This window comes from Haladaptatus sp. CMAA 1909 (genome assembly GCF_043952005.1).
Lineage (GTDB): Archaea > Halobacteriota > Halobacteria > Halobacteriales > Haladaptataceae > Haladaptatus.
Map to the genome: position 1 here is coordinate 16544 of NZ_JBIOAV010000005.1, position 22410 is coordinate 38953.

At 51.2% G+C, this 22410-nt stretch carries 20 protein-coding genes and 1 pseudogene; 11 read left to right on the forward strand and 10 right to left on the reverse strand.

What is annotated here, in order from left to right; all coding sequences use genetic code 11:
* Nucleotides 1-271 precede the first annotated feature (271 nt).
* Complete coding sequence (locus ACGYLY_RS26150; protein WP_395291303.1) at nt 272-1057, forward strand: TrkA C-terminal domain-containing protein; 786 nt, start codon at nt 272-274, stop codon at nt 1055-1057.
* A gap of 92 nt (nt 1058-1149) precedes the next feature.
* Here ACGYLY_RS26150 and ACGYLY_RS26155 read toward each other — a convergent pair whose 3' ends face one another.
* Together ACGYLY_RS26155 and ACGYLY_RS26160 are read right to left on the reverse strand one after the other, a co-directional pair.
* Complete coding sequence (locus ACGYLY_RS26155) at nt 1150-1374, reverse strand: hypothetical protein (RefSeq protein ID WP_395285815.1); 225 nt, start codon at nt 1372-1374, stop codon at nt 1150-1152.
* A 66-nt stretch (nt 1375-1440) separates the two neighbouring features.
* A complete protein-coding gene (locus ACGYLY_RS26160) occupies nt 1441-2208 on the reverse strand; it encodes an IclR family transcriptional regulator (RefSeq protein ID WP_395285814.1) in 768 nt (255 codons plus the stop codon).
* Nucleotides 2209-2650: 442 nt separating this feature from the next.
* Between ACGYLY_RS26160 and ACGYLY_RS26165 the strand changes: the two genes are divergently transcribed.
* From ACGYLY_RS26165 to ACGYLY_RS26180, 4 genes are read left to right on the forward strand one after another with little or no spacing between them, the layout of a single operon-like run.
* Nucleotides 2651-3961: a citrate transporter gene (locus tag ACGYLY_RS26165; RefSeq protein ID WP_395285813.1), complete on the forward strand. Its 1311-nt coding sequence runs from the start codon at nt 2651-2653 to the stop codon at nt 3959-3961.
* A 3-nt stretch (nt 3962-3964) separates the two neighbouring features.
* Nucleotides 3965-6109, forward strand: a complete 2145-nt coding sequence (locus ACGYLY_RS26170; RefSeq protein ID WP_395285812.1) for a hydantoinase/oxoprolinase family protein — start codon at nt 3965-3967, stop codon at nt 6107-6109.
* Nucleotides 6106-6627, forward strand: coding sequence for a hypothetical protein (locus tag ACGYLY_RS26175; RefSeq protein ID WP_395285811.1), 522 nt, complete (start codon nt 6106-6108; stop codon nt 6625-6627). Before ACGYLY_RS26170 ends, ACGYLY_RS26175 begins: the two co-directional genes overlap by 4 nt.
* A gap of 26 nt (nt 6628-6653) precedes the next feature.
* A complete protein-coding gene (locus ACGYLY_RS26180) occupies nt 6654-8642 on the forward strand; it encodes an FAD-dependent oxidoreductase (protein ID WP_395285810.1) in 1989 nt (662 codons plus the stop codon).
* 300 nt (nt 8643-8942) lie between these two features.
* Here the strand turns inward: ACGYLY_RS26180 and ACGYLY_RS26185 are convergent, their stop codons facing one another.
* The 3 genes from ACGYLY_RS26185 to ACGYLY_RS26195 all read right to left on the reverse strand — a co-directional run bounded on the left by ACGYLY_RS26185 (nt 8943) and on the right by ACGYLY_RS26195 (nt 10827).
* The gene (locus tag ACGYLY_RS26185; RefSeq protein ID WP_395285809.1) at nt 8943-9530 is read right to left on the reverse strand and encodes a VIT1/CCC1 transporter family protein; all 588 of its coding nucleotides are present in this window, start codon (nt 9528-9530) and stop codon (nt 8943-8945) included.
* The gene (locus tag ACGYLY_RS26190; RefSeq protein ID WP_395285808.1) at nt 9530-9817 is read right to left on the reverse strand and encodes a DUF211 domain-containing protein; all 288 of its coding nucleotides are present in this window, start codon (nt 9815-9817) and stop codon (nt 9530-9532) included. Before ACGYLY_RS26190 ends, ACGYLY_RS26185 begins: the two co-directional genes overlap by 1 nt.
* 140 nt (nt 9818-9957) lie before the next feature.
* Complete coding sequence (locus ACGYLY_RS26195; RefSeq protein WP_395285807.1) at nt 9958-10827, reverse strand: universal stress protein; 870 nt, start codon at nt 10825-10827, stop codon at nt 9958-9960.
* Between the two features lie 87 nt (nt 10828-10914).
* Here ACGYLY_RS26195 and ACGYLY_RS26200 point away from each other — a divergent pair, with 87 nt between their 5' ends.
* Complete coding sequence (locus ACGYLY_RS26200) at nt 10915-11172, forward strand: hypothetical protein (RefSeq protein ID WP_395285806.1); 258 nt, start codon at nt 10915-10917, stop codon at nt 11170-11172.
* A 795-nt stretch (nt 11173-11967) separates the two neighbouring features.
* Here the strand turns inward: ACGYLY_RS26200 and ACGYLY_RS26205 are convergent.
* Nucleotides 11968-12231 (reverse strand): HalOD1 output domain-containing protein, encoded by a 264-nt coding sequence (locus tag ACGYLY_RS26205; RefSeq protein ID WP_395285805.1) that lies wholly within the window; start codon nt 12229-12231, stop codon nt 11968-11970.
* Between the two features lie 937 nt (nt 12232-13168).
* Here ACGYLY_RS26205 and ACGYLY_RS26210 point away from each other — a divergent pair.
* Nucleotides 13169-13452, forward strand: a pseudogene (locus ACGYLY_RS26210) (ArsR family transcriptional regulator).
* A 324-nt stretch (nt 13453-13776) separates the two neighbouring features.
* Nucleotides 13777-14124: a hypothetical protein gene (locus tag ACGYLY_RS26215; RefSeq protein ID WP_395285804.1), complete on the forward strand. Its 348-nt coding sequence runs from the start codon at nt 13777-13779 to the stop codon at nt 14122-14124.
* Between the two features lie 400 nt (nt 14125-14524).
* Here ACGYLY_RS26215 and ACGYLY_RS26220 read toward each other — a convergent pair whose 3' ends face one another.
* Nucleotides 14525-14974 carry a type II toxin-antitoxin system VapC family toxin gene (locus ACGYLY_RS26220; RefSeq protein ID WP_395285803.1) on the reverse strand — a complete coding sequence of 150 codons (450 nt, stop codon included), beginning with the start codon at nt 14972-14974 and terminating at the stop codon, nt 14525-14527.
* A 210-nt stretch (nt 14975-15184) separates the two neighbouring features.
* On the opposite strand from ACGYLY_RS26220, the gene ACGYLY_RS26225 reads away from it, so the two are divergent.
* Nucleotides 15185-17458: an ATP-binding cassette domain-containing protein gene (locus ACGYLY_RS26225; protein WP_395285802.1), complete on the forward strand. Its 2274-nt coding sequence runs from the start codon at nt 15185-15187 to the stop codon at nt 17456-17458.
* 10 nt (nt 17459-17468) lie between these two features.
* On the opposite strand, the gene ACGYLY_RS26230 is transcribed toward ACGYLY_RS26225, so the two are convergent.
* Nucleotides 17469-18488 carry a WD40/YVTN/BNR-like repeat-containing protein gene (locus tag ACGYLY_RS26230; RefSeq protein WP_395285801.1) on the reverse strand — a complete coding sequence of 340 codons (1020 nt, stop codon included), beginning with the start codon at nt 18486-18488 and terminating at the stop codon, nt 17469-17471.
* Nucleotides 18489-18658: 170 nt separating this feature from the next.
* The gene (locus ACGYLY_RS26235) at nt 18659-19273 is read right to left on the reverse strand and encodes a helix-turn-helix domain-containing protein (RefSeq protein WP_395285800.1); all 615 of its coding nucleotides are present in this window, start codon (nt 19271-19273) and stop codon (nt 18659-18661) included.
* A 229-nt stretch (nt 19274-19502) separates the two neighbouring features.
* On the opposite strand from ACGYLY_RS26235, the gene ACGYLY_RS26240 reads away from it, so the two are divergent.
* Nucleotides 19503-20930 carry a lamin tail domain-containing protein gene (locus ACGYLY_RS26240; protein ID WP_395285799.1) on the forward strand — a complete coding sequence of 476 codons (1428 nt, stop codon included), beginning with the start codon at nt 19503-19505 and terminating at the stop codon, nt 20928-20930.
* Nucleotides 20927-21223 (forward strand): DUF3006 domain-containing protein, encoded by a 297-nt coding sequence (locus ACGYLY_RS26245; RefSeq protein ID WP_395285798.1) that lies wholly within the window; start codon nt 20927-20929, stop codon nt 21221-21223. The genes ACGYLY_RS26240 and ACGYLY_RS26245 overlap by 4 nt, the downstream gene beginning before the upstream one ends.
* Nucleotides 21224-21404: 181 nt before the next feature.
* Here ACGYLY_RS26245 and ACGYLY_RS26250 read toward each other — a convergent pair whose 3' ends face one another.
* Entirely contained in the window at nt 21405-22244 is an 840-nt protein-coding gene (locus tag ACGYLY_RS26250; RefSeq protein WP_395285797.1) for an aldo/keto reductase, read from the reverse strand.
* Between the last annotated feature and the right edge of the window lie 166 nt (nt 22245-22410).

Here is a 22410-nt window from a genome sequence, read left to right on the forward strand (position 1 = left end):
CTGGAATCCACCAGATAACCACCCGCGGACTCAATTTCCCCCGTTCTAACTCACCTCGCTCATGCAACTCTTCGAGCCGCTGGTGCACTGGCTGCCGTTTCATTTCGATCGTATCTGCGACCCACCGAGCGGTCACCGCCGGAAACTCGGACTCACGAATCACTCGAAGAATATCGTCATCACTTGCTTTCTCTGCAAATCGTCCCTGATCATCTCACTGGTCTCACTTTCCAACGAAGACCCATTTGGTGGGCCATGAGTACAAAGCCATATGCAAGTGTATCATGACTCGAATATGGCAGCCATTTATCCCATCCTCTCGCTCTTGGTCACGTTCGCACTCGCCTTACTCATCATTCGAATCGGTTCAATTGCCCTTCGAATGACCGGCATTTCACCCGACATTGCATCCTTCCAAGCCGCCTCTGCATTTTCGGGTGCTGGATTCACGACCGAAGAATCAGAAGTGATCACCGCGACACCTGGACGACGGCATATCGCCAAACAACTCATCCGCTTCGGAAGCCTCGGTCTTGTGAGCGCCATCGCCTCACTCGTTCTCTCGTTCACGAACGCGAGCAGTGGAAATCTCGCTGGACTCATCTATATCATCAGTGGGGCAGTCCTTCTGATCCTACTCGCCCGAAGTCACTGGCTCAACCACCTTGTCACTCCCCTTATCGAACGAACACTTAGCCGGACGACTGATCTCGAACTCCGAGATTACACCCAAGTACTCGGGCTCCAAGACGACTATCGGGTTGCTGAGGTCGATACCGAAACAGACGAATGGCTGACTAGCGGTACCTTGGCCGAATTGGATCTCCCAGCCGAAGGGGTTCGTGTGCTCGCGATCAATCGCGCTGATGGCTCATACATCGGGGCACCAGGGCCGGATACCGAGATCAACCCTGGCGATACGGTTGTTCTATACGGGCAAGAACATCGCTTGCAAGAACTATCAGATCGTGATGCCGACGACACCCAGGCACACAAAGCGGGAATCGAAGATCACGAACACCAACTCGAAGCACAGGACCAAGACAACGGGCATTGAACATAGCTCCTCAATTCCTCTCTCCTCGCTCAATCAGTAGCCGTTCGACCTCCTCATGTGTGGTCTCGTACGTGTATTATCCAGCAGCACTGCTATTCCGGTCGAATCCAGATCACACGACGCGCTTCGGGCTTCTTCTTGCGAATCTCGTCGCTCTTGTGGAGTCGAGTGAGGACGTTATAGGCCGACCGCCGTGACCATCCAAGTTCGTCCGCGATCTCGCTCGTCATGTAGGGTTCGAGCGGCTTCATTACCTCTAAGACGGCCTCTTCAGTGTGTTCTTGGACATATTCCCCGCTTTCATCGTTCTCTGTCATACCTACTCTTTCATTTCGTGAGGACCGGCCGTAAGGGACTGCCGAACTAACTACCGATCCCGTCGTTTATTGGTATGTGAGATTTACTTCAATCATCTTTGTAGCTCTCTGGAGCAACTCTGGGATGTCTTCTCGAAACCAATCACCATGAACACGGTGAGTTGGCCCAGCGACTGTAAGCGCACCAAGGAGAGCACCTGTTTCCTGATTCACTATTGGAGTTGCAACGCCTCGCATCCCTTCTAATCGCTCCTCGTCATCGAATGCAATCCCACGTTGACGAATACGTTTTAATTCTGCATCCAACTCATCTCGATCAGTGATTGTTTGTGGCGTTCGTTTCGGTAGGCCATGCTGGTCGATGATTTGGTCTATTCGCTCCTCCGGAAGATGGGCTAAAATTGCTTTTCCGGTTCCGGTACAGTGAAGGTATAAACGGATACCCAGTCGAGCATCTGTTTTGACTGCTTGATCCGTGCGATTGTAGTAGAGGTATACTGCTTGTCCGGCCTCTTCAACGGCAATTGCTGCTGACTCTCCTGTTTCTTCGACCAGATTATTTACTACTGATTTTGTGACCGAATAGACGGGATGGCGATTAAGCGCACTTGCTCCGAGACGGAGTGATTTCAGTCCGACAAAATATTCTGTGCCATCATTTTGAACATACCCTCGGTTTTCAAGCGTCTTAAGATGCCGATGGACCGTACTTTTTGGCCGATCAATTTCGGCAGCGAGCGTTGAGACTCCTGCTCCATTTAAATTTCCAAGCTTTTCCAGAATTTCGATTCCCGTATCGAGTGCTTGGATTGGTCCCTCTGGTTGGTCAGTCATTGTGACTGTGTATGCGATCCGGTTGTATATACTGTTCCACTCAACGGAACAATTTATTCCGCTATATGGAACGATCCCTTCTTTATCTGCTGTTATCATTGATTATAATTCCCAGAGTATAAGTACAGCTCTCGTTTTCTCCCTTCCGTTCCGACCTACGGAACACAATCAATATTGATGGAAAATTATAGTAATATATTTTTCAATCATGGGAACACCCAGGAACTCGATTTAGGACCACTCCATTAGTGAGTCAAATCTCCCTGTATATCGACTGTAAACGCTCAAAACTGTATATCAGCATTACGAGATATCGTTATATTCAAACCTAGAATATACTCTTTTGAGGAAATCACTCTACTATTCTTTATATAAAGTATAATAATATATTAAATATCTTTATATAGTATCTGTGGCCACGTTGAGTCGGTGTTTAGACCACATGGAACTCATCGGAGCAATTGGAATTCTCGTCGTGTTCGCAGTTTTCGGGATTCTAATGATGTCAGAGCTTGTGCCTACTTTCGTTGCATTGGCTGCAATGGCACTAGGTATTGCTGCCGTCGGCGGGCTAGGAGCCGACCAGATAATCAATACAGTAATCGTGGATGGATCGACAAAGCTCGCGGCAGCGTTCGTGGCCGTATTCTTTGGTGCGGCACTTGGAGCGATCATTGAACAGACCGGTATCGCCGAAGAAATCGTCAAATCTGCAGCGGAACTCGGCGGGGACAATGCAATCGTCGTTTCGATACTGCTCTACCTCGCCGTCGCGGTCATTTCAACGAGCATCTCGGGATTGGGTGCATTCATCATGATTGCGACCATCGTTTTCCCGATCATGGTTAGCATCGGTTTTCAGCGAAAGGTCGCCGCTGGAATCGTTCTCCTGGGATATGGCAATGGAGTTATGTTCAATCCAGCCAATTGGGTGTTCTATGCTGATGTCACAGGGATTGACCTACAGCAGGTGTTAGTGTGGGCGCTTCCAACTGGTTTAGCCGCATTGATCGCGGGACTCGCTTATATTGGATTCCAGACAAAAAGAGGCAACATTCAGGCGACCTGGGCGACGAACGCCGAAGGCGTCGGATCGACGGCAGACGAAATCGAACAACAGTTCGAATCGACCGTTCCAACATACGCGCTTCTTGCCCCGGTTCTCCCGGTTCTGTTGGTCATTGCCGGCAGTCCGGTCCTCCCCGCCTTCGTAGTCGGTATCCTCTATGCGGCCGTCGCGAGCAAACCCGGACTCAGAGCATTCAAAAGCATGAAACAGACGTTAAATCAGGTCACATATGCATTTCATGAGGGGATTTCGGACGCCGCTCCAGCAATCGCGCTGATGGTAGCAATCGGGTGGCTTCTCCAAGCCGTCTTCGCCGAGCCCGTGGCAGCGACGATGGAGCCTCTACTTAGATTAATCATTCCTCAAAATATGATACTCTACGCCGCGATGTTCATCGTCTTGGCTCCTCTTGCGCTGTACAGGGGACCACTGAACCTGTGGGGCTTGGGAAGTGGCATTATCGGTGTTCTCGCCGCGATTGGAGTTAATCCAGCTCTCATCACGACCACCGCAGTGAGTGCGCTTCGGGTACAAGCACCGGCTGATCCAACGAACACGCACAATGCGTGGACCGCAGACGAAATGGAGATCAATGTCAATGACATCACTAAAAGCATTCTCCCATTCGCATGGTTTACCGCTGGAGTGGGTGTTCTCGTTTCGGTGTATCTCTTCGGGCTCTAATCCATGACACAGATACGAATCGGAATTGACGTCGGTGGAACGTTTACAGATGCAGTTGCGATTGATACCACGACTTTCGAGGTTCTGGATCAAGTGAAAGTCCCAACGACCCACGATGCGGATGCCGGAGTCGCCGCAGGGATCGTTGAGGCAGCTTCAACAATACTCGAATCAGTCGAAGTTACTCCTGATGACGTTGTGTTCATCGCACACGGAACGACACAAGCGACCAATGCGCTTCTGGAAGGCGACGTCGCAAAGGTCGGCGTACTCGGGATGGGTCGCGGTCTGAAAGGTCGACGCGGTCGGTCCGAGACCCAAATCGACACTATCTCACTAGATAATAACCAAACGATCGAGACTGAACACGGATTTGTGATGCTCGACGACGGAGTACCAACTGACGAAATCGAGCCAATTCTCGAGCGATTTGCGGACAAGAACGTTGAAGCCGTTGTCGTAAGTCAGGCGTTCGGCGTCGATGACCCGACTGCGGAAAACGCAGTATGCGACCTTGTGAGCCAAGGTGGGCTTGCTGCCATCGGTGCGAACGTTGTTTCGAAGCGCTATGGCCTCAAAGTTCGAACCCGGACGGCGGTCGTTAACGGGAGTATCCTTCCACGGATGATAGAAACATCACGTTCGACCGTTGAGAGCATTGCCGGAATGGGGATCGATGCCCCACTTATGATCATGCGGTCGGACGGCGGCGTGATGGAAATCGAGGAGATGCAACGACGTCCTATCCAGACAATCCTATCCGGCCCGGCGGCAGGTGTCGCCGGCGCGTTAATGTATGAGAACATCACCGACGGAATTTTTATTGAAGTTGGTGGCACCAGTAGCGACATCAGCGTCATTGAGAAGGGACAACCGAAATGGAAAGCCGCCGAAATCGGTGGTCATACAACGTTCCTCCGGACGCTCGACATCCGAACTGAGGGGATTGCCGGTGGATCGATGATTCGTCTTGACGGCGATGAAATCGCAGAAGTTGGCCCTCGAAGTGCCCATATCGCCGACATTCCGTATGCAGTGTATACTGATCCCCACGAAATCCAGTCACCCTCGCTTATCCGCCTTCGCCCGAAACCGAACGACCCTGAATACGTTGGTATCGAAACGGCGAGTGGGAATCGATACGCGTTGACACCGAGCGGTGCGGCAAACTTGCTCGGGTACGTCGATGAAACAGCCTATGCAGCCGGAAATCCAGAGGCAGCCAGACGTGCGTTCGAACCACTTGCTGACGAATTAGGCGTGGACGTTGAGACGGCTGCTGAGATGGTGCTTGATGCGAGTATCGGAAAAATCATTCCTGTCATTGAAGCAATTGTAGAAGAGTACGATCTTGACCCAAAACTTCTCGAACTAGTCGGTGGCGGTGGCGGGAGTGCTGCCTTGGTCCCATATTTGGCCGCAACAACCCACTACGAAGCACGACTTGCTCACAATCATGAGACAATCAGTACTATTGGTGTTGGGTTGGCGATGGTTCGCGACGTTATCGAGCGGAACGTAATGGATCCTGGTGAAGACGAAATCCAGCAGTTACGACGGGAAGCCATCGATTCTGTAGTTGGTATGGGGGCGAGTCAAGAAACGGTTGAAGCAAAAGTCGAGTACGATAGTTCCCGAAACCTGCTTCGTGCGGAGGCTGAAGGGTCGACGGAACTTCAAACGCGTGATCTCTCCCAAGGAACGGTTGACGAGTCGGAACTCCGAAAAACAGCGGCTTCAAGCCTCGATGCTACGTCTGATACCATTGAAAAGTTTGCTTCGATTGGGAGGCTGTCGGTTTATCAAGCAGAAGAAACGAGTTCAAAGTTCTTCGGTCTCGTGTCCAGCAGTACTCAACGACTCGCTGTTCTCGACGAAAGTGGCGTCGTCAAACTCAAGCTTAACAATGCAGAGGCGTACAAAGCGACTGGTGAACTTCTCACTAAGGTGGTTGACAAGGTACTGGACGAAGAATCCGTATTTAGTAACGCTTCAGCTAAGTTGCCGAACCTCTACATCTGTCATGGTAATCAACTGCTAGACGTTAGCGGCATCTCGTCACGGGAACAGATCCACTCGCTGCTCGACGTCGAATTCGAGGAGATTCCGGACTCAGAACAACTCCTGATTCTAGCGGAGAAGCCATGAATCAGGTACCTAATCCCGCGGGGACTGAAACAACAGACTCGGATGTTGAACATCTGTCGTGGGTCCAGCGTGCGAAAGAAACTGGACAAGACCGTGCCCGCAACATTCGCGACAACCATGGGACGAACGACCCATTTCAGATTGCCGTCGCAAAAGATATTGAAATCAACCAGGATCCGTGGGGCGGTTTCGACTCTGTTCAATTACTCGGGACGTACTCGGACGGCGTTATAACCCTATACGAGACACAGATTGACCGGGTTGCCGACACTGCTGACATTGACCGGAATATTCTCCGGGAAGCCGTTTGTAGCCACGAGTTAGCCCATTTTCTGTTAGAACAGAATCCGCCGGAGTGGCAAGATCAATATGGTCCAATTGAACGCGTATTACGGTGGCTTCCGCTCAGAAGAAAAGCCAGACCGTCGAGACGTAGCCTCGAAGAGTGTGCCGCACATTCATTTGCTGCTACATTGGTCCCAGAATCTGTTGTATCGTTCGCTCAGCAATCCCAATAGAAATCAATCAGAATACTCACGCAGTTATGACTGAAAATCACTACCCAATCGTCGTTGTCGGAGGAACCGCAGGTGGAATTGCAGCTGCAGTACGTGCTGCACGAAACGGGGAACAAACATTACTCGTTACCTACAACCAGCATCTCGGTGGGATGATGGCTGGAGGATTGAGCTACACAGACACGCTGATCAAAAAATCTCGAGCACCACTTCTCGACGAGTTCTTTTCGTCAGTTCGTGATCACTATCGAACAGGGTACGGGCAGGACTCAAAACAGTACGAATTCTCCGAGGATGGTTACATCTGTGAACCCCACGTCGCTGAGCAGATCTTGGAGGAATTTGTCTCGAATGAGCCGAACTTGACGGTATTCCGTGGGTATCGACCGGTATCGGTTACGCGAAACGGATCTATTATTCAAAAAGTCACATTCGAAGCGTTCGACGGCGATTCAACCCTCCAAGTTGCTGGTTCGACATTCATCGAAGCGACATATGAGGGGGATCTCATGGCGGTTGCTGGTGCAGCGTATCGTGTTGGTCGAGAATCACGCTCGGAATTCAATGAGCAGTTTGCAGGGCGGCTGTTCACTGGAATTCGTGGTGACCGGTATTATCCGCGAGCTGCCGTCGGTGACGGCGACGACACCGCCCCGATGGATCGACGTGGGCCTCTTCATGTGCCCGCAAATAAACAGCAAGGTGATCTCGATATTGTCCCGCATCCAGCGGGTCTCACAGAAATTTATCCGGAGAGCACTGGTGAGGGAGATGACGCTATTCAAGCATACAACTATCGTCTTTGCTTAAGCCGGGATCCAGAAACGAGGCGGCTTCCGGACAAACCCGACAGATACGACCGAGCCGAGTATCTTGAAGAGCTAGATGAGATCATAGAGAGCGGTGTGCGCCGATATCTGTTACTCCGATACCTCCCGAACGAGAAAGCCGATATGAACTCGGCCGACCTCCCAGGCGAGAATCACGATTATCCGGATGCGGGATGGGACCGACGCGACGAAATCGCGACGCGACATCGTAATTATGCGCTTGGACTTCTGTATTTCTTACAGAACGATGATGCGGTCCCTGATGAAATTCGATCTCATGCTCGCGAATGGGGTCTTGCCACTGACGAGTTTACGGATACGGACAACTTCCCATGGCAACTCTACATTCGAGAGGCACGACGACTAGAGGGGCGAACTGTCTTCTCTGAAAACGATGCACGCCATGCCCCTGGATTAGCGCGAACACCGATCAAGTCGGATGCAGTGGCCGTTGCTGAGTATCCACTGGACTCTCATGCCTGTCATACTGAACGACAATTGGGAAGTGAACCAGAGGGATTCTTTTATGCATCCCAGGTTACACGCCCATCACAGATTCCCTATCGATCCATGCTACCGAAGACCATCGACAACTTACTGGTCCCCGTCCCGCTGTCGGCGACGCACGTTGCTTACGGTACGATCCGCTTGGAACCTACTTGGATGCATATCGGGGAATCGGCGGGTTTTGCGGCTGCACTTGCCGAACAACAGCAGGTACCGCCTGCCGATATCGATATCAGAGAGCTCCAACAAATACTCGGTGAATCCGGAGTTATGTATTCGTTCTTCAATGACGTTGATAGTTCTGAATTTAGTTCCAAATCCTGGATTCCTGCAGTTCAGTATCTCGGTTCGAAAGGTTTCTTTGATTCATATCATGCCCTACCGACGACAAAGCTGACGAGATCGCGTGCTCAACAGTGGAGCAAGAATACTGCTGCATTGCTATCTAATTCTGATGAGAAGCCAACTATATTAGCACAAGAGCTGTCCGACGGTGAACCAGACACCTCTATACTCACAGTGGGCGATTTTCTCCAGTTGCTACGAGCTAAACTACATGAGAATGAATTACCGCCATCGGTACTTCCATCAGATCTTGAGCTAAATGACCCCATTTCAGTTGGCCATGCAAGTGTCGTTTGCTACCGAATACTCAGGAATCATGGTGGTAGTAAGTAGCTGGATTGATCTTGATTATGGGTCGGTCAACGTGTTGAGTCGCTTGACTGTAGCCGATTTCGGTGGCTAAGAGACAGATCCTGTCCAATATAGATCGGGTCGAGACGGCACAGAAACGCGCACAAGCCGAGCAATTCTCCTTCAATATCGATCCCTCGGACTCATCGACGTCACCAACGAGAGCCCTGCAGACCACCAGTACACAGTCTCCATCGACGACGTGACTGAAGACCTGATGGCCTGCACCTGTCCCTCGTATTCTTTCTAGGTACATTGTGAAAAAGAGAAAACAAGTCGGTGCTATCCAGGGAGGAAGATACTAATAATTGCCACAACGATCCCGGCGAGACCCATACGTATTCCCGCAATATACCACCGCTGGCGGGACACCGATGCCATATAAGCGCCAAATGCAAACAAAACACCAACTGCGACGGCGACGGAGAGAATTGTTGCTTCGAGTAACGAAACCACAGTTCCTTCAAATAAAAACGGTATGAGTGGAAGAACGAGACCGAACAAGGGCCCAAGTCCACTCATAGCTGCATTGACGACCTGCGTGCTCGTTTTATTCCGTTCGATCTGCGTCTCACTCAGATCTGTGAGCATCGCATCCTCGATGTCATGCAGTTCGGCACGCATCTCCGCGCGTTCAATTTCCCAAACACTCCACACCCCAGAGGTCGTGAGACCGACGGCACCGCCGAGGCCGATCTTAATCACTGTAAAACCATCTGGTACACCAGACAGGTAGGCACCGACAGTAATCCCGACGCCAGTGAGCGCGCCGTCGAAGCCATTCGAGACGAAGTATCGTCTCGCGATTGGTCCGATTTTGTCCACTCCGACTCGATCCAATAGCGACGCCGAATCCGATTTTCCACTCATTAGTCCTGTGGAGTGGGGCTGTCCTCGACGATATACTCCCCACAGACGACTTGATCAACTGAATGAATTGTCCCCCCTGCATCCTCTATAATCGCTTTGACCGCGTCGTAGTCGATCGATTCACCTTCGATAGTGAATTTTACGTTTTGGACTTCTTTGTCAAGCTCGACGAGTGTCCCATTGGCGCCTGCAACGCTTTCGGCCTCCGCGATTTGTTGGGTGAAGGTGAGTGTCGGTGGTTCATGGGGTTTCAGCACGTCCACAACCAGACGTAATAGGGGAGCCATGATTGGTGTATAGATTCTCCTTGCAAAGTTGTTTTGATATTATCCGAACAGGAAGAAGCCCTGGCGTCACACTTTGTATCTACTGAATCAGACGGTCGTGTCTTGATAGTATTACACTCACCGAAAGAACGCCGATCAAATTATGAGTCACCAGCAACCGTAATCACCGGAACTGGAGCAGAACGTACGGTCATTTCGGCAACACTGCCGAGCAATATCCGATCGATGCCTTGTCGCCCAATCGTCCCCATGACGACAGCATGAATATCATTTGATTCGATGGCGCTCTGTATCTCCGTAGCAGGGGATCCAAATTCAACATGACTGATCACGTCTGTAAGACCACGTGTTTTAGCCTCAGTAACGATCTGGTCAACCGCGTTTGTTGCAGCTTGTTCGAGTTCCTCCGTCATAAGTTCCGATCGGATATCGGGACCGAGCGAAGAATCCTCGACTACCGATAGAACATGCACGGTAGCGTCAAGGGAGTTCGCAAGTTCCAGTCCGTGATCGGCAGCGGTCGTTGCTTCAGTGCTTCCATCTGTAGGAATGAGGAGGTTCTCATACGGAAATACTAATTGTTCGTCTGGTTTCATCCGAGCGGTTAGCACAGGAACCGGAGAGAGACGGACGATCTTTTCACTGACACTTCCGTGGAGATAGCGCGAGACACCTTCCCGACCATGTGAGGGAACGATGACCAAGTCATGGTCATATCGCTCAGCATAGTCCACAATAGTCGGTGCAGGATTTCCTTGAACGACATCAGTAGTGTACTCGACACCAAGCGAATTCAGGGTCTTTCCTGCCTCCTCAACGATCTTTTCTCCCCCTTGTACAAGTGTGTCGATGACCGTATTTTCGACGACAGCAACACTGTCGCGTGTTGTGTCGGCAACGAACAGGAGTCGAACGGTCGCGCCTGTCCATGTGGCAATTTCACCAACGTGGTGAAGAATTTCAGCTGCATCGTCATTTCCATCGACCGGTAACAAGATGTTTTCATACATGGTTCAATACACTACTATACGAGCGGCCGTTTCTAAGGTATTTCCTCGATAAGCACGGATGGGAGCAATTCAGTGCGACCGTGAGCCATGAACTCATCCACGCCTGGCAAGTACCACGAGTTCGGTGACGCCGACCACGGCGCAACCTTCACCCGCTGGAAGGATCGCCTCGATACTTCGCAACACTGCGAACGCTTCACCGCGCCAAAGTGGTGGCTCGTCTGTGAGGACTGCGGCGGTCGTATTGCCCGGTATCGACGCTCGAAAACAGTACGCAACCCCGAGCAGTACAGTTGTAGCAAGTGTGGTGGTGCAATTCGCGTCGAGGATAGCGACGGTCACTAACCAATTCTTATTTAAGTAGTTCTCGCGACAAGCAGTAGATACGAGGGAGATTTTCGCGGCTCACTGCTTTCTGCCTGACTTCAGCTCCTAGTTCACAGAAGAGCCTGTACTGGTTAGTAGTTCATACTAACCCTTCGTGGCTCCATTGCTGTAACACAACCTGAGATAGTGTCCGAATTTCAATTGAGAAGACTGGATACGGCCACTCGATATTTCCGACTGGTACCCGTTTACAACCATCGCATGTGTCTCGTATATCGACTCATACTCCCCGCCGAGGAAGTCAATCTCCTGTATCCTCGCCTCCAAAAATCAGACGTTTTTCTCGAATTTGTCACCCTTGGAACTCCCGATACCGGATTGCTTCCGCAATTCTGGGCGTATGGTACCGACCGCGACCAACTCGCCGATCAGCTCGGAGCTACTCCAGCACTTCGTGCAATTTCGCAACAAACCGTCTGCCCCGGTCGTGTGCGCTATGAGGTGCAGTGGAATACAGACGCGAAGGCGGTTACTGCCCTCGAACGTTTCAGAACCCGACTTCGTAACTTGGAACTCACCGTTTCATTCGGGCGAATTACACCCACTGAATGGGTCTGTGTACTGCAGGTACCACATCAACACGCAGCGATTCGTTGCTATACCGAGTGTGAGAATTCCGACTGTCGACTCACTCAGTCCTCCGACCTTGATCTCGCAAGCCACCGACCGCAATCCTGCTGAAGCAAAAACCCGATCACCGTGAACGTCTTTCACTGTCCACTGTATCTCACCATCGGCTCCCAATAGTGTGTCCTACGAATCTACGTCAGAAATGGAAACCGTGCGATCAGAATGAACTGTAACGTGACTCCCCATATACTCAAAGCTCACTTCTGGCGAGCCATGCTGATAGAGCGCTTCGAGAGCATCTGGGTCAATCACCTCGTAGAGGGGTGTCGCAGGCTTCGTGCCATTTGCTTCAGTTACTGCCGTCACCACGGCAGCAGTGATTGACTCGGTATCTGTCGGTGTCGTTCGTATCGATGGCTCTGGCTGCGATGATGACGTGTTCTCCATACGCTCTGCTCAAGCAAGGTGTGCTAATAGTTTTTAAGGGTTGATCGGTAGCACACCACACACTCTCCGAACAATCTCACCGAGTTGAACACCCGCGTCTGTCCGATCACCGCATCCGCCCATACCTACCACCAATCACTAGCCCATCATCCCTAACAAACTCTCCTACCAGGAGGACAGTCGACCGGCAGAAACCAGACGGGGTGCCCACCTAGCTGACACACAGCGGTTTTCATTTGCTTTTCGCCTGGCCAGACAGCCAGCCCCAGCTCCTGACGGTCCTACTGGTGACACACCAGAGTTCTGCTGTAAGTAGCGCTCGCTCGACAGTCCTACCGTCTTTAGATCAGACTCACTCCTGCTGGTACGCAGAGGACAGTCCACCGGGCTCTAGCCGGCTTATCTCTCCCGTACTGCTCAGTTGTGGACAGTCCAATATGCTTCCCTGTACCTGGCTCAGAACATCCCCCTGACGTCCTGTGGACAGTCTGGCAGTGCTTTACTGTCGCCTCCTCGTGCGTTCTGCGGAAGACGGTCACTCTCCTGTTGACACCCCAGTATGGCGCTTATGTGGCACCCCACCTTTGCCGTCACACGGGCATTCCGTGAGTACGTGCTGCTGGCTCCCCAGCCAGTACACCAAGACTGGTTGACTACGTGTCGCTCGTCGGCACCCCACTCCATTGTGGATACTGGCACACCACATAGTCGCTTCGCGGGTTTCTCAGTATGTCCTGGCAGGGTAGACTGTCTACTCTTCTCGTCTATTACTATTTCAAGGGTATCACGGCCACACTCGCTTGTGCTGGACGCCATTCCAGGTATCCTTCTTTGTGTGAGTTAACCAAAACCATCGCTGGAGGAGATCAGTTTCAATCCGACAGATGTCACTGCCATATCAGCGGTGTCTTCACTCACTACCCACATCTGGTATCCAATGGAACAACGTGTACACACTCCCGATGAGACAGCCGATTCACAGACAAAACCACCGACTGACGTGCTGTCCGATCTTCCACCAAGTGCAAAGCTGGTTGCGAAAGTACTCGAATACAACGACGATGCGCTCACACGGCTGAACTCGCCGAGAAATCTTTGCTCCCAACACGGACGGTTCGCTACGCACTCACCCAACTGGAAGACCACGATCTCGTCAACTCTCGTTTTTCTTTTGCTGATGCACGAAAACGCTGCTATTCTCTTGCCTTCGACAGTAGTTAACTAAGCTTTCTATTGTACCTATTCCGCTGGAATCCACCAGATAACGACCCGCGGACTCAACTTCCCACGTTCCACCTTCCCATCCTCATGCAACTCCTCAAGCCGTCGATGCGCAGATGGTCGCTCAATCTTCAGCGTATCCGCCACCCACCGAGCAGACACAGCCGAAAGTCCAAATTCGGTTGTGAGTGTACCGTAGTTAGTAGCCTATACTAACCAACTGATCCTCGGAAAAGTTCATTTCTCCCCCATCCACAGCTGGCTCTGCCTGAACACTGGCCGTACTCGGTAACATTCATATCTACATTTGTCTAACAAATAGCAATGGCTACGTCAGTAGACGTACTCGGCATCCAAATTGATGTCCGTCGGCTTGCCCTCGCTGTGATAGTAGCACTCTCGTTTCTCGGACTCGGAATTTACTTCGATAATCAAACAACACCTGAACTGATGGGTCTGCTGGTAGTAACATGTCTTTGGTTTCTTTTAGGAGCGATCGACGACGTTCGTGACACTCGCGTCTATTTAATTTCGCTTGGACTTCTCCTCACTGCTTTCGGTGGTCTTGGATTTCTTCGTGGTGAGCAATCCTTCGTCACCTACACATTCTTGCTTGGTGGACCGATTCTAATCGGTGCAGAGGCAAGTGAAATTGATTTACGATTCTCTTAATATCCGATTTAGACCAATACCGAAAGAGCAAGTCCACCAAGAAACACGATCCCAAGACCGCCAAAGAGCTGTATGAGCCGCCGATATGGAGTCGGCCGCTCCACAGAATCACCAGTCGTTGCACCAACTGCCCACACGAGACACCCGAGACAGACTGCTGTGAATGCTCCAACAGTCGCAACAGCACCACCACTCTGCCAATCAATCCCGCTCGTCCAAATCTCAACGAGTGACCAAATGGCCCACGCTCCAACGAGCAGGCCAAGCGGGGTTCGCGGTGATCGGTATTCGAAGTTCGTCATTAGTTCGAATGACACGCGATGCGATAGTAATACTTTCTACCAATTTCGCGGGATAATTAGCAGTCACTTCGCCCGGTCACCACTACTGAAGCCACGGCTCACTTTGGAAAGTGAATATCCGCAGGAACGCGAGTCAGCCCAAGTGTCGTGAAATCTCGATCGAAGGCAAAGATATGGTCGATATCGTACTCATGAGCAAGGACCGCACTCGTGTGATCAACAAACGGAATCTGCTGGTCGTCATAGCGCTCGAACTCATCACACGCCGCAGCAAACACACCCTCTCCAACGGGAAGAATATTGAAACTCTCCGAGCGCCGAATCGTCTGAAGTACATCTACCGCTGTCTTGTGGTTAACTTCCCGAGTGGTGAGCGTGGCTAACTCCGAGAGTACGTATCGACTCGTGAACAACGGCTGATACGGAATCGCTTCACGGCGAAGTGCATCGAATACAGATTGAGCAGTCTCGTGCCGTCCAGCACGCGTGTTTACCCACGCAAAGAACGCCCCTGTTTCGATGAATAGGGGCTGTGGCTGCTCACTCATCGCCACTGTAGAGAAACATGATGGTGGGTACCTGCCCGGATCACGTCCACAGTAATTCCCATTCTTCAGATATAATACCATTATTTTAGAATTCAATATTCATCGTATAGAGGACTGTAGATGCTATATATCGTGGTATTAATGTACCATGCTACTTCCATAACATGATTAATAGTAAACATTAATTGCCTCGGGTTTGAAGGGTGGGGTATGGAGCGAAACAACACTGGGACTGAGTATATTCAGTTGACACGGATTCGAGAGAACAATCTCCAAAATGTATCACTCAGGATACCAAAGAGACAAATCACGGTCTTTACGGGCGTCTCGGGGGCAGGTAAGTCCTCATTAGTGTTCGATACCATCGCTGCGGAGTCACAGCGACAGCTCAACGAACTGTTCTCAACATTCACTCAATACGGCCTGACAAAATATGGATATCCGGAGGCAGATTCGATTGAGAATCTATCCACTGCGGTCGTAGTAGAGCAAAGCCCGATTCAAGCGAACTCGCGTTCGACCGTCGGAACCTTTACTGATATTTTCGACCTTCTCAGAGTCCTTTATTCACGATTCGGTAAGCCTGAGATCGGACCCACCTATGCCTTCTCTTTTAACGTCCCTAAGACATACAACGTTCCTTCAGGGATGTGCCCTGGATGTGATGGACTCGGGAAAACAGTAACTCCCGACCTTGAGAAGCTTCTCGACACATCGAAGTCCCTCAACGAAGGTGCCATTCGATTCTCTCTGCTGAGCCAACAATGGCAGCGGTACGTCGATGCGGGCCTCTTTGACGGGGATAAGCCAGTAGCCAACTACCCCGACGAAGAATTGGAACTACTTCTACACGGTGAGACGACGTTCGAGTCGACTGCAAACGGAAAGACTGTTGGTGTCAGCTACGAGGGGCTTATTGATACGTTCGTCCGTCGCTACATCAATCGTGACACGAGTTCGCTGAGCGAACAGACCCACGAAGCTATCGAGCGGGTCACATCAGAAGGTGTCTGCCCTGCGTGTAACGGAACCCGCCTCAATGAAAGAGCTCGCAGCAGCGAGATTAACGGATACAATATCGCTGACCTCGCCGCGATGGATGTTGAGGAACTCAAGGGCGTCGTCTCCAAGATCGAAGAGCCTGGATCCGAAAAAGTGGTAACCGAGATATTGGACAGGCTCCAGCATCTCCAAACAGTCGGGCTCGAATATATCACGCTGGACCGGGAAACTCGGACACTCTCTGGTGGCGAATCACAGCGGGTCAAGATGGTGAAGTTCCTCAATAGCAGTCTCACCGATTTGACCTATATCTTTGACGAGCCGACGATAGGGCTCCATCCCCGCGACGTTCACGGAATCAACGAGTTACTCAAAGAGCTACGAGACGACGGCAACACGGTTCTGGTCGTTGAACACGACCCAGACGTCATCGACATCGCCGATCATATCGTCGATATCGGTCCCAAAGCCGGTGAGAATGGTGGGGAAATCGTCTACCAAGGTGACGTTGATGGTCTGTACGAAGCAGATACCCTCACAGGACGGCATATGAATCAGAGAACGCCTATCAAATCGGCGTTCCGCGAACCAGCTAGTCAACTGACGATATCAAATGCGTCACGGCACAACCTACGTGATATTACAGTCGATATCCCGGAAGGTGTTCTCACCGCTGTTACTGGGGTAGCCGGGGCGGGGAAAAGTACCCTCCTCGACCTCTTCTTAGAAGAGCATCCGGATGCCGTCAGTGTGGATCAAACGGCGGTTAGCACCACGACGCGGTCAGTAGTCGCAACATATACTGGAATGATGGATGAGATTCGAGAATGCTTCTCGGCGGCGACTGGGGCAGACGAGTCCCTCTTTAGTTTCAATTCAGACGGAGCTTGTCCTGATTGTGATGGACTGGGGGTTGTCGAGACTGACTTAGCCCTCATGGATACAGTTGAATCGACCTGTGGGGCATGTGAAGGGCAGCGATACAAAGATGAGGTGCTTCAATACACCGTGCGTGGTCATTCCGTCGCCGATGTTCTCGAAATGACAGTGAGCGAAGCACTGGAGTTCTTCGAGAGCACGACGATTCGGGGGACTCTCGAAGCCCTCGACGATGTCGGGCTACGATATCTCGCGCTGGGGAGGTCTCTTCCAACGTTGTCAGGAGGCGAATGTCAACGCATCAAGCTCTCGAGTGAACTGCACAAGTCAGGCAGCGTCTACGTACTGGACGAACCAACGACTGGACTCCACATGGCTGATTTAGAGCAAATGCTCTCAGTTTTAAACCGATTAGTCGAGGAAGGGAATACGGTCATCGTCATTGAGCACAACTTGGATATTGTGAAAAACGCTGATTGGGTACTCGACCTCGGTCCAGATGGGGGCTCCCATGGTGGAGAAGTCATCTTTGAGGGAACGCCCACCGAACTACTTCAGGATGAGACTTCCATTACAGCAGAGTATCTCCGAAATAGAATCTAATAGCTGTAGATCACCATTCAACAAGGGCAATCGCTCGTGGATGCTGCTCTGTGAATTCGACCGGCCATTCTACTGTAATTTCTTCCCACGAGTCGCCGTAATCGTCCGTTCTGAAAAGCCCCCGATTAGCGATTGCAATGAATCGACCGGATAGTTGCTCACTTGTAGCGATCATGGGCGGTGTAAGACCTGCTCCGTTCGGCAGACCCGACATACATTTTTCCCACGAACCATCTGCTAAACGCCGGTACACTGCAGAGGAGAGTGCATCAAAGTCATCCGTTTGCTTTGGTGTTGTCGACGCGGACACAAGCACCCGGTCTGGATTCACAGCGTCTACTGCAACACACGTCAGATACTGTTTTTCCATCCCGTCGTTCGGATAGCTCCACGTTTCACCGTGGTCGTGGCTCTCAGCATAGCCTTTCCCAGGCTGCTCAGCTCCATCTCCGGTCGCCGCGTAGAGTCGACCAGGTGCCGCTGCATGCATCCGAAGTTGATGGATATCTCGCGGTGACTCTGGCACTCGATCAATCCATGTCTCTCCACCATCGGTGGTCTGCACCAGTGCACCTTGTTCGATACAAATGAACACTCGATCGGAATCAGTTGGATCTGGTTCGATCCACCGAACGTTATGCGTTTCTGGTCGTGGTGGGTAGCTCCAGTCTGCGGCGGATGGCAACTCCGAAATACCAGACTTCTCCGTCCATGTTTCACCACTGTCCTCCGACTGATAGATTCTGCTTGGCTCTGTTCCTGCCCAGATACGACCATTCCGGTCGGTTGCTAATGCAGTAATGCGATTCGAATCGATCTCTCCACCCACTGTTTCCCACGATATTCCGCCATCTGTACTCCGATAGAGACTATCGTCGAGAGTACCGACATAAACTGTATCGTATTCGTTGGATGTGGAGACGATACACAGTGGCGAGATATCCTCAAGATGGCGCTCGATTTGCCAGTGTCCATCTCGTTTAGAGATCTCAATCACACAGTTTTCCATCGTCGCGAAATACGTCGGCATGTACAGTACTCAGTTCACAGCCAGATATGATGGGAACAACGGCGAACATGTAGAACTGGGTGAAACATGTTCGATCCCGTCTCGGTGGTTATCGGATTCTATGGCGATCCCTCATTGCCCACACATCTGCAGATCGCGGAAGAAACCTTGCTAGTGCTGTCCTAGTTTCGCTACATCGCAGGGTCGCCGATGAACTGGCTGATAATCTTCCCCTCGGCACGGTGGAGTATCCGACTTGCTGTGGATTTGCTGACGTCCATTGATTCCGCGAGATCAGTGAGTGAGCAGCGACGAGGTTGTTCATAATAGCCCTGTGCGATCGCTGCAACAACGAATTGCCGTTGTTTGTCTGTTAGTAGGGCGGTCGGCTCAAGCGATTGGGTTAGTGAGGTGATTTCGTACGGGAGATCCGCCTGCTCGAAGGCTTGTTTGAGTTCAGAAAGGCGGTCATGCGAGGTGATAATTTCGCTGATCACCCATCCATTGCGAACGACGAGTGGATACGTTGGGAGATTTCCAGAAGACAATATTGCTCTATGAAGTGCTGGCTCAGGCACAGTGAATTCGATTACTCCTCCTTGGTGTTCAATATCGAGGATTTCATACGAAATCACCTCTGGTCTATCAGCGAAATACTGGACGAAATCCGCGATGTCCGCTGTTTCTGTTGCTACCAAGAAAGTCAAGCCATCCTCTGTTGGATGGCCAGTGAGTCTCCAAAACTCTTCGTCTGAATGCTCCGTTGAATACTCTGCGATTATATCATCGGGGGGGTTGACTTTCACCCGAGCTCGAGGCATACAGCATCTATCGATGGAAGACGTTATACCTCTACATCATCACTCTTGGAGTCGATTTTTCGTCAAGCTGAAGGTGCACTGGCCATCGTTATATTTCAACTATCTCTACGACCCACCGAGCAGTCACAGCCGAAAACAGACTCACGTATATCTTCGAGAATTTCGTCACCTGTGATGGAACAACCTATTTACTGCTGTTTAACGTGAACGCTGTATGCGAAAGCAGCGGGTGTTTCTTACACTTCTCATCGCAACCCTCGTCGTTCTAGCCGGGTGTGTTGGGAGCGGACCATCCAACCCGACACACACCTCTACCAACTCACCAGCAACATCCTCAACCACGTATACTTCATCCCCCGGCTCACTCGAAGTCCATTTCATCAATGTTGGTCAGTCAGCGAGCACACTCATTGTCTCACCAACGGGTGAAACCATGCTCATCGATTCTGGTGATTGGCGTGACGACGGCGAAACCGTTCTCCAGTATCTTAAACAACACCATATCACTCGTATCGATCATCTCGTCACCTCTCACGCAGACGCTGATCACATTGGTGGCAATGCAGCCATCATCGACTACTACGAAACCCAAGCGAACGGTATTGGAGCCGTGTATGATCCGGGCATTGCATCCAGCTCCAGTACGTACCAACGCTACCTGGACGCTGTTGAACGACACAGTGTTACGCTCTACAAAACCCAAGCGGGAGACAACATCAAGTTCGAAGATGCCACTGTAAGAGTTCTCGCTCCCCCAGCCTCCTATCTCGCCAACAAAGAACGCAACGAGAACAGTATCGTTCTCAAAGTCACATACGGGAAGACGAGTTTCCTCTTGCCAGGTGACGCTGCCCAACAAGAAGAGCAGTATATGATCGAGCACCATCGCTCGGCACTCAACTCGACGGTACTCTATGCTGGTCATCATGGTAGTCGTTCCAGTAGTAGCGACGAATTTCTCGATGTAGTCACACCACAGATTGCGGTGATTTCGAGTGCTTATGATTCCCAATACGGTCATCCACACGAAGAGACACTCAACCGTCTCGCTGCACGCCATATTCCAACCTATTGGACTGCTGTCCACGGCAATATCGTTCTCGACAGTAACGGGAAACAAATCACCATCAAAACACAAGCGAAGGCACCCACCAATCCACACTCCCTTCGAACAGCACCACCGATCGAACCCGGCGACACTACACCAGCAACAGCACGAACAACGATCACTGTCGGAACTACTGGTGGTCCTGCCACTCCCTCACCGACCACAACCGCAACGTCGACACCGACGTCGTCACAATCGACTGGTTCACTACACCTCAGCGAGGTACATGCTGATGCCGCGGGGGATGATGCTGACAATCTCAACGATGAGTATCTCGTCTTGAAAAACACAGAGAGTGAACCACTCAACCTCGGTGAATGGCAACTCAGCGATGAAGCCGATCACAGGTATACCATTCCCACAGGAACTACTCTCAGCCCTGGTGAGCAGATCACTGTCCACTCTGGGGGTGGAACAAATACAAATACCGACCTCTACTGGAACTCAGGGCAGCCAATTTGGAACAACGGAGGCGATACCGTCATTGTCGTGGACACCGAGGGGACGACTAGACTTCGGGAGACCTACGAATGACTGACGAGAATACAAACTCTCCACAGGCGTTCACTGCCGTTCTTGATCGATTTGAAGAGGAATATGCTGTCTTACTCCTCGAATCGGACGGCGAGACTGTTGATGAGCTCGTCATTCAGCGCGATGATCTTCCAGAATCTGGACGCCATCAAGACGCGATTTTCACAGTTACTGTTGACGGGAGCACCGTGGTTGAGATTGAGTACGGGCCAACGGAAACGGAAGAGCGAGCAGATGCTGCTCAAGAGCAGTTCGACCGGTTAGCACGTCGACCACCTAAAGACACCGAGTGAGTAGGCATTTGGTGAACTACCTCGGAGGCAAGCGCCGAAGTTTCCTGTTCGGCATCAGGACTTCCATCACCAAAGACGATAGAGCGGTTCCAGAATCCACAGGCGCTCTCCCTCGTTGGGAAGATGCGGCCCGTCCCGTGTCGATCTGGGCCATAGTGATCCGAGGATATCTACACAATTATTACTCGGAGATGCCGTACGTACCGTCGCCCCAATCTCTCGTGGGGAAGTCATACACAGGTTGATGGTGACCGATTTCGTCGAGCAGAGCCTGGTCTTCGTCATCTAGTGTCCACTCAAACAGCTCTAGGTTCGCTTGAACATGGTCGGGTGAAGACGACTTCGGGAGGACAACAATACCTTTCTCGACGGCCCACTTGAGAATGATCTGAGCTGGCGCTCGGTCATACTTCTCTGCTATGTCTTGAACGGTGTCGTCAGCAAAAACCTCTGTTCGTCCTAACGGAGCAGCGGCTTCAATAATGGTGCCGATCTCACGACAATACTCGACGATATCATCTTGTGTATTCCACGGGTGATATTCTATCTGATTAACGGCGATTGGCACGTCTGAGATATGATGAGCGCAGCTAAGCTGGTATGCACTGAAGTTGGAAACGCCGATATTCTTGATTTTACCCTCGTCGTGGAGGGTTGCCATCGCATCCAAAGTTTCGCGAAGTGAAATTGCAGGGTTCGGCCAGTGAATCAAGTACAGATCTAAATAGTCGGTACCCAGTCGTTCTAATGAATCCTCGCAGGAAGCGATAACTGCCTCGTAGTTTAGATGTTTCGGGAGGACTTTTGAAGTTAGAAAGATCTCCTCGCGGTCGAACTCGGATATTACATCTCCTATGTTGCTTTCGTTGTGATATCCTTCGGCGGTATCGACGTGTGCGTATCCCGCATCTAAGCCTGTCCGAACTGATTGACGAACGGTGTCACCGTTGATGTTCCAGGTGCCGATTCCAACCATTGGAAGTTCGCCTCCACTTGGCAGTGTTTTTGTTGGGGAAGTCATCAGGAAAATAGTGTTCATTGGTACGCAAAATCATTCGGTTCACGGACAGCTCTGCCTGCTTGTTTCGATAGGAGGGATGCATGTATAGGATGGTACGAGGGCTGTAACCTCGTCAAAATCTAATCTCGGAAAGAAATAGCTGCCTTTCTCACTGTGGCAAGGGACA